This is a genomic window from Pseudonocardia hierapolitana, from assembly GCF_007994075.1.
Taxonomy (GTDB): Bacteria; Actinomycetota; Actinomycetes; order Mycobacteriales; family Pseudonocardiaceae; genus Pseudonocardia; species Pseudonocardia hierapolitana.
The window spans coordinates 2,666,717-2,681,172 of record NZ_VIWU01000001.1 but is presented as its reverse complement, the minus strand read 5'-3'; the positions used below and the strand labels follow the sequence as shown (position 1 = coordinate 2,681,172).

Genomic DNA, 14,456 nt, shown 5'->3' with positions numbered 1-14,456 from the left:
CGCCCGTGGTGAACAAGGGTGCCAGGCCCGGTCGACGCCCCCGACGATGGCGGGGTGGACATCGTGGATCTCACTCCTGACCTGCGCATGCTGCGCTTCCCCGTCGGCCAGGCGTACGCGTTGCGGGACGGGCGGGACGTCACGCTCGTCGACACCGGCCCGCCGGGCTCCGCGGACCGGATCGCGGCCGCCCTGGACGGCTGGGGCCGGGTGCGGCGCGTGGTCCTCACGCACTACCACGCCGATCACGCGGGCTCGGCCCGCGAGGTGAGCGAATGGCCCGGCGTGCAGGTGGCGGCCCACCACGCCGACGCGCAGGTCGTCCGGGGTGAGGCGAAGGGCGAGTGGCCGGCTTTCACGCCCGCGGAACGCGAGCTGCACGCCGTGGTCGGCGCCGGGCTGCCCGATCCGCCCGACGTCCCGCAGGCGCGGGTCGACATCGACCTCGACGACGGCGACGTCCTCGACGGGCTGCAGGTGATCTGGACGCCGGGCCACACCCCGGGCAGCATCGCGCTCCGGCACGGCGAGCGCGGGGTCCTGTTCACCGGTGACACCGCCGCCGAGCGCGCGGGCGCGGTGTTCCTCGGGCCATTCAACACCGACCGGGAGCGGGCGAAAGCGTCGTTCCGGCGCCTGGCCGAGCCGGGCGTCACGACTGTGTGCTTCGGGCACGGCGACCCCCTGCTCGACGAGCGGACCGGCCTGCTGGCGGCCGCCGCGGGAGACGTGGAGGTGCCGGACCCGCTCGGGTGACCGGGCCGCTGCCGCCGCTGACCTGCACCGGGAGTTCCCGCAGGTCCCGCGGTCGCCGCGCCCGAGAGGCTGATCGCTACCATCCGATCGTGCTGAGCGTCCGGGGGCTGACCAAGATCTACGGTGGTCGGCCCGCCGTCGAGGACGTCTCCTTCGACCTGCAGCCCGGCACGGTCACCGCGTTCCTGGGGCCCAACGGTGCGGGCAAGTCCACCACGCTCAGGATGATCACCGGGTTGACCCCGCCCACGCGGGGCGGCAGCTGGATCGCGGGCAAGCCGTTCCGCGACTGGCCCAACCCCGCGCACGTCGCGGGTGTCCTGCTCGACGCCGCGGCCGTGCACCCGGGCCGCACCGGGGGCGCCCACATGCGCAACGCGGCTTCCCTCATGGGGGTGCCTGCGCGGCGGGCGGACGAGCTGATGGTCCAGCTCGGGCTCGGCGACGCCATCCGCAAGAAGATCGGCAAGTACAGCCTCGGCATGCGCCAGCGACTCGGGCTCGCGCACGCCCTGCTCGCCGATCCCCCTCTGCTCATGCTCGACGAGCCGATCAACGGCCTGGACCCGGTCGGCATCCGGGCCGTGCGCGAACTGCTGCGCGGACACGCCGGGCGCGGCGGCACGGTGCTGCTGTCGAGCCATGTGCTGTCCGAGGTGGACCAGACCGCCGACCGCATCGTCATGATCGGCAACGGACGGGTGGTGGCCGACGGGCCGATCCGCGAGCTGCTCGCGTCCCACCGGTCCTTGGTGCGCGGCCCGGACATGCAGGCGATCGCGAACGCGCTCATGCAGGCCGGGGTGCGTATCGAGCCGAGCCCCGACGGCCAGATCCTCGCCGACGCGCCGAGCGACCGGGTGTCCGACATCGTGTTCGCGGCGGGCGTCCGGGTGCACGGCGTCAGCGATCACCAGCAGAACCTCGAGGAGCTGTTCTTCCGGCTGTCCGGAGGCGGGCGATGACGACAGGGCAGGGCCAGGCCTGGGCGGGGCCGCCAGGAGCGGCGCCGCAGGGGCCGATGCCGCCGGGAGCGGCCCCGCACGGCCAGACTCAGCACGGCCCAGTCCCGCACGGGCAGGTCCTGCACGGGCAGGTCCAGCACGGTCCCGCGCAGTACGGCCCGGCGCAGCCGGGGTGGGGCCAGCAGGGGGTGGCGCCCCAGCCGGTCCCGGCCGGGCCCTGGCCGGGTCCGGCGGGACGGGCTCCGGGCGTTGCCGCCGCGGCGACACCGCTTCCCGCGGCGGCTGCGGGGACCGTGGCCCCGGAGTGGGCCGGGCCGCAGGCTCCGGGTGCATGGGCGCCCGCACCGGCTGCGGCAGCACCGCGGCTCCAGCAGCCCTCCGCGCCGCCGCCGGTTCCGGCTCTGCCCGGTCCGCCCGCCGCCGCGCCACCGCCGGTTCCGGCCCTGCCCGGTCCACCCGGCGACGGCCCGTTCGCCGCCGCGTCCCGGCGCACTCCGTTCCCGAAGCTGGTCCTGGTGGAGCTGCGGAAGCTCTCCGGCACGCTGTCGGACCGGATCCTGCTGGCGCTCGCCCCGATCGTCCTGGTCGGCATCACCGTGCTGATCCACACCGGCGCGGACTACGCGTCGTCGTACGCGTCGGCGGCGGAGCAGATCTCCCCGACGTTCTACACGGTCCGGGTGGGGCACGTGCTGCTGCACGCCGTGCTGATCAAGCTCATCGCGGGTGAGTGGCAGCACCGCAGCGCCCAGCCCACGCTGCTCGCCCAGCCGTCGCGGGCCCGGTACTTCCTCGCGCAGGCCACGGTCGTGCTGATGCTGTGGCTGGTCGCCGCCGTCCTCCAGTTGGTCACCACGCTGCTCGTGGCGCCCGGCGCGATCAGCGGCGTCGGTGCCACCTACCTGTTGGGCCACCGGCCCGGCTGGGTCATCGGGGTGTGCGTGCTCGGTTCGCTGCTGACGATCCTCGTCGCGCTCACCGTCGCGATGCTGGTGCCGAACGCAGCGGGCGCGCTCGCGATCTACTTCGCGACGGTGCCCGTGATGCTCACGATCAGCGGGCTGGCTCCGCAGGTGTTCGCATGGGTGGACCCGTCGAGCGCCGCGGCGGCGCTGGCCACGCTCGCACCGGTCGATGGCCCGGCACCGGTGATCGTCTCGCTGCTGTTGTGGGCCGGCCTGCTCGGGCTCGCGGGCTACCGCGTCGCCCGCCGCGACCTGGCGTAGACCCTCCTAGCTCGTCGCGAGTGACCCGCCGCCGGGGTCGATGTCGCCGAGCAGCGCGATCGCCGCCTTCTCGACCGCCGGGCAGTTGTCCTTCATGAACTTCTCGGTGCCGGCGTGGTCGACAGTGTAGTTCGTGAACGACGAGTTCAGCTCGCCGTAGCTCGCCGCGAGCGCCTCGGGGACGATCCCGCGGAACTGCACGGCGTCGGGCGAGCCCGTGTCGACGGTGACGTAGCAGCCGGGCTGGCCGCCGTAGAAGTCGATGGTCTCCACGGCGTAGTAGCGCCCGTCGAGCAGGAGCCTGCGGTGGTAGGTGGTGCTGCCGGCCTCGCCGTTCCACACGAGCGGGAAGTACCGCGGCTCGGACGGGTTCGGTGGGGACCGGGTCTCGATCCACAGCTCGTCGAGCTCGGCCGTGCCGAACTCGACCGCGCACCCCACGGGCCCGGCGATGCCCTGCAACACCTGCACGTCCCGGGCGCCCAGCTCGTCGACGGTGCCGGGGTCCAGCTGGTCGCAGGTGTTGTCGAACGGGAACTCCCGGTCGGCCGAGAGCAGGTCGTCGTAGGCGATCGCGTCCTCGGGGAGCACCGGGGCGGGCGACGCGGGCGCCGGACCCGGCGGGGTGGAGCAACCGGCCAGCGCCGCCAGCGCGACCGCGACGGCGGCGAGACGGATCTTCACGGGCCCAGTGCACCACATCGCGGACGGCGTCCTCAGGGCACCTTCTGGGCCACCTGCTCGAGCACCGCCCGGTTCACCCGGCACGGGTCGTCGGGCAGGGTCGTCACCATGGCGGCGATCCCCTGGGAGATCTGGACGGCGCTGTAGCAGGTCGGCTGGCCGTTGCCCGTGTTCGTGCTGGTCTGCTCCACGCCGGGGCGGCCGCCGTACTGCACGGCCACGGCGCCTGCGCCACGTGCGGCCGGGTCGGCCGAGAAGCCGTCCTCGGTGGGCGTGCCCCAGACCAGGGAGGAGAAGATGCCACCCGCGTTGAACGTACAGCCGACCTTGAACGGGTCCTGGGGGCGCACGGTCATCGGCACCGCGGGCCGCGGCGGCGTCGGCTGCACGTCGGCCGGGTAGGCCTGCCAGCCGCCGACCACGGTGCACGGGTCGAACGGGGCGCCGACGCTCTCGGCCGTCGGGGGCGGGTCCAGGTCGCCGAGCGCGAGCGCGTTCGCGCCGGGGCGACCGGCCGCGGGCGCGATCGCGCCGGCCGCTGCCGTGGCGAGCGCGTCGATCTGGTCGCACTCCGCGTCGACCTCGACCACCGGCACGCTGGGCGACTGCCCGGGGTTGCCCACCAGCTGCACGTCCTGCGGCGCGAACAGAACCTGGCAGTTGATGCCGAGCGGGTTGCTCGCCCCGGGGAAGCCCCCGACGGTGGCGCTTCCGACGTCCTCGGTGGCGCTGAGGGCGAACTCGACGGACGCGCGCACCTTCCGCTTGCCCCCGCCGTCGTCGACCGTCGCGTTGACGCCGCACGTGTACGGCCCGATGTCCCCCACGTCGAGCGCGTCGGGGCCGAGAGCCTGCCCGCCGGACATGACGGGCACCATCGCGGCGGCCACCACGCACGGATCCGACGAGGTGATGTCCAGGGCCGGCATCGTGGCGCCCGCGCTGCGCAGGGGCGGGTCCGCCATCCGCGGCGCGATCGCCGTGACGTACTCGCGCGCGACGTCGCACGGGGGCTTGTCGGGGGAGATGTTGAGGACCGACAGCTCGATGCCCCACCGCTCGTCGCCCTGGCCCGGGGAGCCGATCGGGTAGCTGTACGCGCAGCTCGACTCGTCGTTGTCGCGCACCTGCGGCATCTGCACCCCGCCGACGTCCAGCGGCTGCCCTGCGCCTTCGGCGGGGATCACCTGGAACACGTCGAGCTGCAGCTCCCACTCCGACACCCCGCCCGGGTCCTTCATCACGAGGCGGCAGATACCGGGTTCGCGGTAGGGGAGCAGCTCGTCGGGGGTGTAGCCGGTGGCCCGGCTCGCGGCGTCGATGTCGTGCATGGCGCACATGTCCCACGAGCGCACCTGCGCGAACAGCTCGGCCAGGCGCTGCTGCTCGGCGGTCAGCGGGAGGCCGCCGCCGGCCGGGGCGGTCGGCGCCGTGGCCGCGTGCGGTGTGCCGGCTATCGGTGCCGAGCACGCCGTGGCCAGCGCTGTCAGCACGACGAGCACGACCCCTGCTGCCCCCCGGATCATCACTCGCCGGACGGTAGCCCGGCCCGCTCGGCCTGAGGAAGCGGGTCGGGAGCCCTTCAGGTCGGAGACGCCGTGGCGCTCCTCAGGAGACCCGGTCGAGCATCGAGCGACGCCACGCCTCGGTGCTCGCAACCTCGTTGAACGTGAAGAAGTGGAAGCCGTCCAGCTCCGTGGCGGGCCGGTGCAGGTGCGGGGCGAGCCGGTTCGCCAGGCGGCCGGGGTGGTAGCCGCCGGGCAGGAAGAACCGCCAGAACAGGCTCTGCTGCTTGAGCAGGAACCGGGCCGACTGGCCGAGACCGAGCCCGGCGGAGATGCGGACGAGCTTCTGCCTGCTCACGACCCCGGGCAGCCCGACCCGGACCGGCAGGACGACGCCCCGCTCCTTCACCTGGCGCGCCCAGCCGACCGTCGCGGCGGCGTCGAAGCAAATCTGCGTGATGACGTGCGTGGCGTAGGGGGCCTTCTTCTCGAGCGCCTCGTCGAGGAGGTCGGTCTCGATCCTGGCGTGCCCCTCCGGGTAGCCCGCGACCCCGATCCGCTGGAACGGGTGACCGAGGTCGTCGAGTGCCACGAGCAACGCGAAGGCGTCATCGAACGGGCCGGCCGGTTCGGGGGCGTCGCCGCCGATGATGAAGGCGCTGTCGATACCGGCGTCCCGCAGCCGCGCCACGAGGTCGGACAGGTGCGCGGTGTCCCGGATCTGCCGAGCCGCCAGGTGCGGGGCCACGGAGTAGCCGTGGCCGGTGAGCCGGACGGCGAGGTCGATGGTGGGCTCCGGGCCCTTGGCGTGGCTCGTGCTGACGGTGAGCGGTACGTCCCGGGGCACGTGGTCGACGACGGTTTCCTCGGTGCCCTTCAACGGGAGGACCTCGTAGGAGACGCGACGCAACGCCCCCGCGAGATCGGCCACGTCTGGCAGCTTACGGCGCGAACCCGCGCCGACCGCAGTCCTACAGAGCCCATGAGCCATGCGAAGAGCACATCCGGCGCACGGTCAGAGCCTTCCGGCCGTCCGTTCCGGGACCAGTCGCACGGCGACCACATCGCCTGCCTCGGCCTCCGGGGTCCGCGCGACGTGCTCGGCGTAGGGCACGCCGGTGTACTTCATCGTCAGGTCGTCCCGGAGCCGACCGGAGAGCGACGGCTCGAACACCGCGGTGCCCCGGATGGCGGCGTAGCCGTACGGCGCCTCCGGTGGGCAGACCAGCACGCTCACCCGCGGGTCGCGGCGGAGATTGCGTTCCTTGCGGCTGCCGACCCCCACCATGAAGAGCACGTCGTCGCCGTCCCGATCCACCCAGACCACGGACTGCTGGGGCGTCCCGTCGGGCTGGATGGTGGCGACCGTGGCGAAGATCGGCGAATCGAGCACCTCGCGCAGCCGCTCTGCCGACACGCCCGACATCACGTACCGCCGCCGGCCCGGCCGGGGCAGCGTGGTGAGCAGGCGCTCCGTCTCGGTGCGCAGCCGGCGGGCGGCGGCGACCTCGAAGGTCGAGCCGGTCAACGGGATCGGGTCGTGCCGTGCCCATGCGCTGATCGGCTCGGCGGGGGGCCGCTCCAGCAGCGCCACGATGGGCCCGATGCCCTCCTCCACGGGCCTGGCCGTCGCCTTGACGGCCTCGATCCGGGCCGCGGTCGCGGGGTCGTACTCGCCCGAGAAGCTGGTGCTGACGGTGCCCGGGTTGAGCAGGACGTAGCGGACCTTCCGCGACGGCGGGTCGTCGGCGTACCCGACACCGAGCAGGTCGTTGAGCGGGCCCCCGTGCATCAGCGCGGTCATGGCGTCGTAGCCCTGCTCGAACTCGAGGTCGTGCCAGCGGATCTCACCCGCGGGAGCTCCCGGGCCTGCGACGTTCACGATGACCGGCTCCTCCGCGGCGTCGAGCAGGTCCGCCATCTCGTGGCTCGCGACGTAGCGGCTCAGGTAGAAGAGCGCGAAGTTGTCCTCGACTCCCTCCTCGGTGACCGCCCTTGTCGAGCGGTAGTGCCGCGCGCACAGCACGAGCGCGTCGACCGCCGGGAAGAGGGCGCGGATCTCCGCGATCGCCGCCCTCGTGCCGGTGACCAGGCTCAGGTCGGCCCGCACGAAGTGGGCCCGCCCGGACGCGCCGCGCCGTGCGGCCAGGTCGAGGAACGCGGCCCCCTTGGCGGCGTTGCGGCCGACGATCACCACCTCGTGACCCCGCTCGAGGCGGTCGAGGGCGACCGCCCTGCCCATGCCGTCGGTGCCGCCCATGACCACGACTCGCTTTGAACTCACGAGTTCAAAGTAATGTTCGATCTCGTATTAATCAACTGACCGTAGGATGCAGCTGTGACCGCCCGGGGCCGGATCGACAAGCGACAGGCGATCCTCGCGGCCGCCGGCCGGGTGTTCGCCCGCGAGGGATACGCGCTGGCGGGTGTCGACGCCATCGCGGCCGAGGCCGGGGTGGCCAAGCCGACGGTCTACAACCACTTCGGCGACAAGGAGACGCTGTTCCGCGAGGCGATCGCCGCCGACGCCGACGGCGCGCTGGCGAAGCACCTCGCCGCGGTCGACGAGCTCAGGGACGGCAACGACCTGCGGACGACGCTCGAGAACGTCGGCCACCACATGCTGGTGTGCCACTGCGAGGAGCGGTCGGTGGCACTGCGTCGGCTCCTCAACGCCGAGCTCACCCGGTTCCCCGACCTGATCGACATCGTCCGGGGGCGGGCCGCGGATCGCGTCACCGAGGCGCTCGCCGACCGGCTCGCCCGGCTCGCGCTGGCGGGCCGGCTGCGGCTGCTCGACCCGGCCCAGGCCGCCGAGCAGTTCATCGCGCTGCTCACCGGCCCGATCGAGGCGCGCTCGCGGCTCGGCACCCGGCAGGTGCCGGACGACGAGCTGTGGGCCGTGACGCGCGCGGCCGTGGAGACGTTCCTGCGAGCCTTCGGCGACGCGACGTAGGTCCTGCGGTCGGAGCAGGGCCTGCGCAATCCGATGTGCTGACCACGGGCGGATGGTCGCTGGTCGATCTCGATCGCGACCATCGGTCCTCGACCGGTGCCGGCGCGCGGTCGCCATGTGCGACATATGACTCACCACAAGATAGTCGCCAGAATTGTTGACAATCTCCCCGCGCGGCGCCGATGCTGGAACGAGTCGGCGGGACGGGAGTGGCGATGGGGTCGGGATCGGGACGCGGCAGCCTGTTGGTCGTCAGCGCGCACGCGGGCGACTTCGTGTGGCGGGCAGGCGGGGCGATCGCGCTGGCCGCCGAGCGGGGGGACAGGGCCACGGTCGTGTGCCTCTCCTTCGGCGAGCGCGGTGAGTCCGCCAAGGCCTGGCGGGAGGGCCGCACGCTCGACGAGATCAAGGAGATCCGCCGGGCGGAGGCCCAGAACGCCGCCGCGGCGCTGGGTGCCGAGGTCCGGTTCCTCGACGCGGGGGACTACCCGCTCGTGGAGTCGCACGAGCTGGTCGACCGGCTCGTGCGCATCTACCGCGAGCTCACCCCCACCGTGGTGCTCACGCACACGCTCGCCGACCCGTACAACGGCGACCACCCGGCGGCCGCCCGGATGGCACTGCAGGCGCGGGTGCTGGCGCAGGCCATCGGCTACGACGCCCCCGGCGAGCCGCTCGGTGCACCGCCGGTCTTCTTCTTCGAGCCGCACCAGCCCGAGCAGTGCGATTTCCGCCCGGACGTGCTGCTGGACATCACCTCGGTGTTCGACCGCAAGCGCAAGGCGATGGAGTGCCTGCCGGCGCAGCAGCACATGTGGGACTACTACACCGACCTCGCCAAGCGCCGCGGCGTGCAGCTCAAGCGCAACGCGGGCCCGAACCTCGGGCTGCCCCACAGCACGATGGGCGAGGCGTTCGTGCGGCTCTACCCGCAGGTGACGGGGGAGCTGGCGTGAAGCCGGTGATCGTCACCGACCCGCCGCGCGCGGAGCTCGCCGACGTCGACACCCTTGCCGGGTTCGGGGTGGCCACCGTGCACGAGGCGCTGGGCCGCACCTGCTACCTGGGCCCCGACCTGCGGCCGATCCAGAACGGTGCGCGCGTCGGCGGCACGGCAGTCACGGTGCTGTGCTGGCCGGGCGACAACCTCATGATCCACGCGGCCGTCGAGCAGTGCAGGCCCGGTGACCTCATGGTCGTCACCACCACGTCGCCGTGCTCGGACGGCCTCTTCGGCGAGCTCTTCGCCACCGCGCTCGCACATCGTCAGGTCCGCGGGGTCGTCACCACCACCGGCGTCAGGGACGTGGCCGACCTGCGCGCGATGGGCTTCCCGGCGTGGTCGGCCGCGGTGAGCGCGCAGGGCACCGTCAAGGCCACGGCGGGTGCCGTGAACGTCCCGATCGTGATCGGCGGTCAGGTCGTGCGGCCCGGCGACGCGGTGCTCGCCGACGACGACGGCGTGGTGTGCGTGCCGCGCGAGCGAGTGGGTGAGGCGCTCACCGCGGGACGGGCCCGGCTGGCCAAGGAGGAGGCGACCCGCCAGGCGTTCCGCGAGGGCGAGCTCGGCCTCGACCGGTACGGCCTGCGCGCCACCCTCGCCGAGCTGGGGGTGGAGTACGTGAAGGCCCAGCAGTGACCGGCGTGCGTTGCCTGCTCATGCGAGGCGGCACCTCGAAGGGGGCGTTCTTCCTCGCCTCCGATCTCCCCACCGATCCGGCCGAGCGCGACGACCTGCTGCTGCGGATCATGGGCAGCCCGGACCCGGCACAGATCGACGGGCTGGGTGGGGCGCAGCCGGTGACGAGCAAGGTGGCCGTCGTGTCGCGCTCCGCGGAGCCGGACTGCGACGTCGACTACCTGTTCCTGCAGGTCGGGATCGACGTGCCCACCGTCTCGGACCGCCAGACCTGCGGCAATCTGCTGGCCGCCGTCGGCCAGTTCGCCGTGGAGCGGGGCCTCGTGGCCGCCGGGGCGCAGCGCACCAGCGTGCGGATCCGCATGGTCAACACCGGTGGACGGGCGAAGTCGACCTTCGCCACGCCCGGCGGGCGCGTCGACTACGCGGGGGACACCGCGGTGGCCGGTGTACCCGGTACGGCGGCCCCGGTGGCGCTGGCCTTCGCGAACACGGAGGGCTCGGTCTGCGGCAGCCTGCTGCCGACCGGCCGGCTCGTCGACGAGATCGACGGCCTCCAAGTGACCTGCATCGACAACGGGATGCCGGTCGTCGTCGCCCGCGAAGAGGATCTCCCGCCCGATCGCATCCGGTCACTGCGGATCGAGGCCGGCAAGGCGATGGAGCTGGGTGACGTCACCGGCTCCGCCGTCCCCAAGATCACGTTCGTCTCCGCACCGCAGGGCGGCGGGGCGATCCGCACCCGCACGTTCAACGCCTTCGACCCCGTCCGCCAGCACCCGTCGATCGGCGTGCTCGGCGCGGTCAGCGTGGTCACCGCCGCGCTGCTCGACGGTGCGGTCGGCCACGAGCTGCTGGTCCGGCCCGCGGCCGGACGCCCGTTCTCGGTGGAGCACCCGAGCGGGTCGCTGGAGGTCGACGTCGACGTCGAGCCCGGCAACCCCCCGAGCGTGCGGCGCTCCGCGGTCATCCGCACGGCGCGACCCCTGTTCGACGGCACCACCTTCCCCCGCCCCTGACCGTCTGGAGCCGACGATGTCCCTCGAGAAGTCCCCTCGTCACGAGATCGCCCACCTCGGCCACGTGGAGCTCTTCACGTCAGAGCCGGAGCGCAGCCTCGACTTCTTCGTCCGCGTGCTGGGCCTGACCGAGAACGGCAGCCATGGCGACTCGGTCTTCCTGCGCACCTGGGACGACTACGAACACCACAGCCTCAAGCTGACGGCCGCGAAGACGTCCGGTGTGGGCCGCACGGCACTGAGGGCGTCGAGCGAGGAGGCGCTCAAGCGGCGGGTGGCGGCCGTCGAGGAACGCGGCATGGGGATCGGCTGGGTCGACGGGGACCCCGGCATCGGCCCGACCTACCTCTTCCGCGACCCCGACGGCCACGAGATGGAGATCTACTGGGAGACCGAGCGCTACCAGCCGCCCGAGCACCTGCGCCCGGCGCTCAAGAACCAGGCTCAGGCCTACCCGGGCCGCGGCGTCAGCGTCCGCAGGCTCGACCACGTCAACTACCTCGCCAAGGACGCCGCCACCAACGGCGGGTTCGTCTGCGAGGCCCTCGGCGGCCGCGTGACCGAGCAGATCCAGCTCGACACCGGGGTGATCTCCGGCCAGTGGACCAACTTCGCGCAGAAGTCCTACGACCTGGTCTACACCAACGACTGGACCGGCTCGACCGGCCGCCTGCACCACATCGCGTTCGCCACCGACACGCGCGAGGACATCCTCCGAGCCGCGGACATCGCCCTCGACAACGGCGTGTTCATCGAGACCGGGCCCCACAAGCACGCGATCCAGCAGACCTTCTTCCTCTACGTCTACGAGCCGGGCGGCAACCGCATCGAGCTGTGCAACCCGACGGCGCGGCTGATCTTCGCCCCGGACTGGGAGCCGGTGACCTGGACCGAGGCCGAGCGGGCCAAGGGCCAGGCCTGGGGGTTGAAGACCATCGCGTCCTTCCACACCCACGGCACCCCGCCGGTCGACACCCCCGCACAATGAGCGCGCCGATCTGCACGCGGAGGTAGTTGACGATGACGGGGACCGAGAGCCCGCGCGCGGTGGAGGCGGTTCCTGTCGTCGACGCGATCCGCGCGGCCATCGCCGACGGTGAGTTCGTCCCCAACCAGCGCCTCGTCGAGGCGGACCTGTCCGAGCGGTTCGGGGCGAGCCGCGCCAACGTGCGGACCGCGCTGGTGCAGCTGGCCGGCGAGGGCCTCGTCGAGCGGGTGCAGAACCGGGGTGCTCGCGTCCGGGCCGTGTCGCTCGCCGAGGCCGTCGAGATCACCGAGGTCCGGATGGCGCTGGAGGGGCTCTGCGCGGCGAAGGCGGCCGAGCGGCTCACCGACGCCGACCGCGAACGCCTCCGCGAGATCGGGGACGCGATGCGCGCGGCCATCGCCTCCGGGGACCTGCTGGGCTACTCGGAGCTGAACCGGCGCCTCCACGGCCTCGTCCTCTCGCTGGCCGGCCAGACCACCGCGGCCGCGATCCTCGAGCGGCTGCGCGGGCAGAGCGTGCGCCACCAGTTCCGGCTCGCGATGCACCCCGGCCGTCCCGCGATCTCCCTGCCCCAGCACCTGGAGATCATCGAGGCGCTCTGCGCGGGCGACGCCGACGGCGCCGAGGCCGCGATGCGCCGTCACATCCGCAGCGTCATCGACACCCTCCCCGAGGTCGACGTCACCCGTACCCGTCGCTTCGACGCCCTCTGACGCGGCTCCCCGTCGAACGCTCGCGCCGCTGCTGCGTTCCGCCGCGCCATCGTGCATGCTGCGGCGGATGCCATCGCGGCGCGCGACGCGCCGGACCGGTGGCGTGCGGACGTCCGGGACCTCGCTCGCCGCTGGTCGAGCCGGACCGCCGCGACGGCGGACACGCGTCCTCGAGGTCGGGCTGCGGTGTCGTGAGGGCATGGGATTCGTGAAGGACGTGCGCGCGTGACGGCTCTTGCTCACGCGCTGACCCGGCCGAAGTGGGGCCGGGTCAGCATGGCGGATGTCCTCGTCGTCGAGGGCTACGTGCTCGCGGCCGTGATCCTGTACGCCGGGCTATGGCGGCACCTGGGCAGCGGCTACCTCGTCGCGAGCATGCAGGACCAGAACCTCTTCGAGTGGCTGTTCGCCGCGCAGGCGCACGCCGTGGCGAACGGCCGGAACCCGCTGTTCTCCGATCTGCAGAACGCCCCGCTCGGGGTGAACCTGATGGCCAACACGGCGCTGCCCGCGCTCGCCGTGCCGCTGACGCCGGTGACGCTGGCCTTCGGGCCGACGACGACCTGGACACTCGTCCTGACCGGCGGTCTCGCCGGTACCGCAACGGGCTGGTACTGGCTCTTCTCCCGCCACGTCGTCCGTTCGCGGCTCGCGGCGGCCGTCGGCGGGCTCCTCTGCGGGTTCGCGCCGCCGGTGATCTCGCACGCCAAGGCCCACCCCAACTTCGCCGCGACCTTCCTCATCCCCGTGATCGCGATCTGCCTGATCCGACTGCCGGGAGCGCGCCGGCCTGCGCTGCACGGGGTGGGGCTGGGCGTGCTCGGGGCGCTCCAGGTCCTGATCGGGGAGGAGATCCTGCTGATCGCGGTGCTGGCCTGCGCGCCGTACGCGATCTGGTTCGCCGTCACCAGGAGGAGGCTGCCCCGGCAGGTCGTCGTCGGCGGAGTGACGGCCGCGCTCGTCTCCGGCGCGCTCGTCGCCTACCCGCTGTGGCTGCAGTTCGCCGGCCCGCAGAGCTACCGCAGCATCGAGCACGGCCCCACCGGCAACTCGCTCGCCGCGTTCGTCGCCTACTCCAGCCAGTCGACCGGTGCCCTGCTCACCGGCGGGCCGGGCGGTCTCGCGCTGAACGGCACGGAGGAGAACGCGTTCTTCGGGTGGGGTCTCGTGGCGCTCGTCGTCGTGCTGGCGATCCGGCTGCGTGCCGAGCCGCCCGCCCGGATCGCCGCGGCGGTGGGCGGGGTGGCCGCCGTCCTGTCCCTCGGGCCGCAGATCACCCTCGACGGGCGGCCGACCGGCTGGCCGGGGCCGTGGGCGCTGCTGGCGGACCTGCCGCTCCTCGAGTCGGTGCTGGAGTCGCGGATCGCGCTGGCCTGCGTGCCCGCGGCGGGGTGCCTGCTCGCCATCGCCACCCAGCGGGTGCTCGACGCGCCCCGGGATCGCCGGTTCGGTCCGGTGCCCTTGCGGGTGGCATGGGCCGGCGCGCTGGCCGCGGCGCTGCTCCCGATCGCGCCTTTGCCGTTCGAAACCGTGACGCGGGCGCCCACCCCGGACTTCTACGCCGGCGGCGAGTGGGCGAAGTGGGTCGATCCGGGCGGCACGATCGTGCCGGTCCCGCTCCCCGAGCCCCTCCACGCCGAGGCCCTGCGCTGGCAGGTGGACGCCGGCATGGGCTTCGCCCTGCCGCAGGGCTACTTCGTCGGCCCGGCGGGTGTGGAGCAGTTGGGCGCTTACGGTGCGCCGAAGCGGCCGAGCTCGATGCTCCTCGACGGGGTGGCCGCCACCGGGCAGGTACCGGCGATCTCCGATGCCGAGCGGGCCCGCACGCTGGACGACCTGCGCTTCTGGGGTGCCGACGCCGTCGTTCTCACCGGTGGGCCGCGCGAGCCGGAGCTGCGCGCCACGCTCTCCGCACTCCTCGGCCCCGGCCGCCCGGCCGCGGACGCGTGGGTGTGGGATGTCCGGTCGATCACCTGAGCACGCCACACCCGCCACGGCGTTGTCC

At 73.2% G+C, this 14,456-nt stretch carries 14 protein-coding genes; 10 read left to right on the top strand and 4 right to left on the bottom strand.

The features are described from left to right. Positions 1 to 63 precede the first annotated feature (63 nt). The 3 genes from FHX44_RS12730 (at position 64) to FHX44_RS12720 (ending at position 2,947) form a co-directional block, all read left to right on the top strand. Positions 64 to 756 carry an MBL fold metallo-hydrolase gene (locus tag FHX44_RS12730; RefSeq protein WP_246170341.1) on the top strand — a complete coding sequence of 231 codons (693 nt, stop codon included), beginning with the start codon at positions 64 to 66 and terminating at the stop codon, positions 754 to 756. A gap of 89 nt (positions 757 to 845) precedes the next feature. Continuing rightward, entirely contained in the window at positions 846 to 1,721 is an 876-nt protein-coding gene (locus FHX44_RS12725) for an ABC transporter ATP-binding protein (RefSeq protein ID WP_147255993.1), read from the top strand. Further along, positions 1,718 to 2,947: an ABC-2 family transporter permease gene (locus tag FHX44_RS12720; RefSeq protein ID WP_147255992.1), complete on the top strand. Its 1,230-nt coding sequence runs from the start codon at positions 1,718 to 1,720 to the stop codon at positions 2,945 to 2,947. The genes FHX44_RS12725 and FHX44_RS12720 overlap by 4 nt, the downstream gene beginning before the upstream one ends. Positions 2,948 to 2,953: 6 nt before the next feature. Here the strand turns inward: FHX44_RS12720 and FHX44_RS12715 are convergent, their stop codons facing one another. From FHX44_RS12715 to FHX44_RS12700, 4 genes are all read right to left on the bottom strand, one after another. Then, positions 2,954 to 3,631 (bottom strand): hypothetical protein, encoded by a 678-nt coding sequence (locus FHX44_RS12715; RefSeq protein WP_147255991.1) that lies wholly within the window; start codon positions 3,629 to 3,631, stop codon positions 2,954 to 2,956. Positions 3,632 to 3,663: 32 nt separating this feature from the next. After that, positions 3,664 to 5,157 (bottom strand): hypothetical protein, encoded by a 1,494-nt coding sequence (locus FHX44_RS12710; RefSeq protein WP_147255990.1) that lies wholly within the window; start codon positions 5,155 to 5,157, stop codon positions 3,664 to 3,666. Between the two features lie 82 nt (positions 5,158 to 5,239). Then, positions 5,240 to 6,067, bottom strand: coding sequence for a methylenetetrahydrofolate reductase (locus FHX44_RS12705; protein ID WP_246170340.1), 828 nt, complete (start codon positions 6,065 to 6,067; stop codon positions 5,240 to 5,242). A gap of 84 nt (positions 6,068 to 6,151) precedes the next feature. Then, positions 6,152 to 7,420 carry a TIGR03618 family F420-dependent PPOX class oxidoreductase gene (locus tag FHX44_RS12700; RefSeq protein ID WP_246170339.1) on the bottom strand — a complete coding sequence of 423 codons (1,269 nt, stop codon included), beginning with the start codon at positions 7,418 to 7,420 and terminating at the stop codon, positions 6,152 to 6,154. A gap of 54 nt (positions 7,421 to 7,474) precedes the next feature. On the opposite strand from FHX44_RS12700, the gene FHX44_RS12695 reads away from it, so the two are divergent. The 7 genes from FHX44_RS12695 (at position 7,475) to FHX44_RS12665 (ending at position 14,428) form a co-directional block, all read left to right on the top strand. Further along, complete coding sequence (locus FHX44_RS12695) at positions 7,475 to 8,092, top strand: TetR/AcrR family transcriptional regulator (RefSeq protein WP_147255988.1); 618 nt, start codon at positions 7,475 to 7,477, stop codon at positions 8,090 to 8,092. A gap of 215 nt (positions 8,093 to 8,307) precedes the next feature. Then, the gene (locus tag FHX44_RS12690) at positions 8,308 to 9,048 is read left to right on the top strand and encodes a PIG-L deacetylase family protein (RefSeq protein WP_147255987.1); all 741 of its coding nucleotides are present in this window, start codon (positions 8,308 to 8,310) and stop codon (positions 9,046 to 9,048) included. Then, positions 9,045 to 9,731, top strand: coding sequence for a 4-carboxy-4-hydroxy-2-oxoadipate aldolase/oxaloacetate decarboxylase (locus tag FHX44_RS12685; protein ID WP_147255986.1), 687 nt, complete (start codon positions 9,045 to 9,047; stop codon positions 9,729 to 9,731). The genes FHX44_RS12690 and FHX44_RS12685 overlap by 4 nt, the downstream gene beginning before the upstream one ends. Beyond that, positions 9,728 to 10,750, top strand: a complete 1,023-nt coding sequence (locus tag FHX44_RS12680) for a PrpF domain-containing protein (RefSeq protein WP_246170338.1) — start codon at positions 9,728 to 9,730, stop codon at positions 10,748 to 10,750. Before FHX44_RS12685 ends, FHX44_RS12680 begins: the two co-directional genes overlap by 4 nt. A gap of 16 nt (positions 10,751 to 10,766) precedes the next feature. After that, entirely contained in the window at positions 10,767 to 11,738 is a 972-nt protein-coding gene (locus FHX44_RS12675; RefSeq protein WP_147255985.1) for a VOC family protein, read from the top strand. 32 nt (positions 11,739 to 11,770) lie between these two features. After that, positions 11,771 to 12,451, top strand: coding sequence for a GntR family transcriptional regulator (locus FHX44_RS12670; protein WP_147255984.1), 681 nt, complete (start codon positions 11,771 to 11,773; stop codon positions 12,449 to 12,451). Between the two features lie 225 nt (positions 12,452 to 12,676). Then, positions 12,677 to 14,428, top strand: coding sequence for a DUF6311 domain-containing protein (locus FHX44_RS12665; protein ID WP_147255983.1), 1,752 nt, complete (start codon positions 12,677 to 12,679; stop codon positions 14,426 to 14,428). Positions 14,429 to 14,456: the final 28 nt, after the last annotated feature.

Bases quoted from the DNA above. Each gene is read 5' to 3' on its own strand.
- FHX44_RS12670 (WP_147255984.1), top strand. From the start codon at position 11,771: ATGACGGGGACCGAGAGCCCGCGCGCGGTGGAGGCGGTTCCTGTCGTC.
- FHX44_RS12690 (WP_147255987.1), top strand. From the start codon at position 8,308: ATGGGGTCGGGATCGGGACGCGGCAGCCTGTTGGTCGTCAGCGCGCAC.
- FHX44_RS12675 (WP_147255985.1), top strand. From the start codon at position 10,767: ATGTCCCTCGAGAAGTCCCCTCGTCACGAGATCGCCCACCTCGGCCAC.
- FHX44_RS12710 (WP_147255990.1), bottom strand. From the start codon at position 5,157: ATGATCCGGGGGGCAGCAGGGGTCGTGCTCGTCGTGCTGACAGCGCTG.
- FHX44_RS12720 (WP_147255992.1), top strand. From the start codon at position 1,718: ATGACGACAGGGCAGGGCCAGGCCTGGGCGGGGCCGCCAGGAGCGGCG.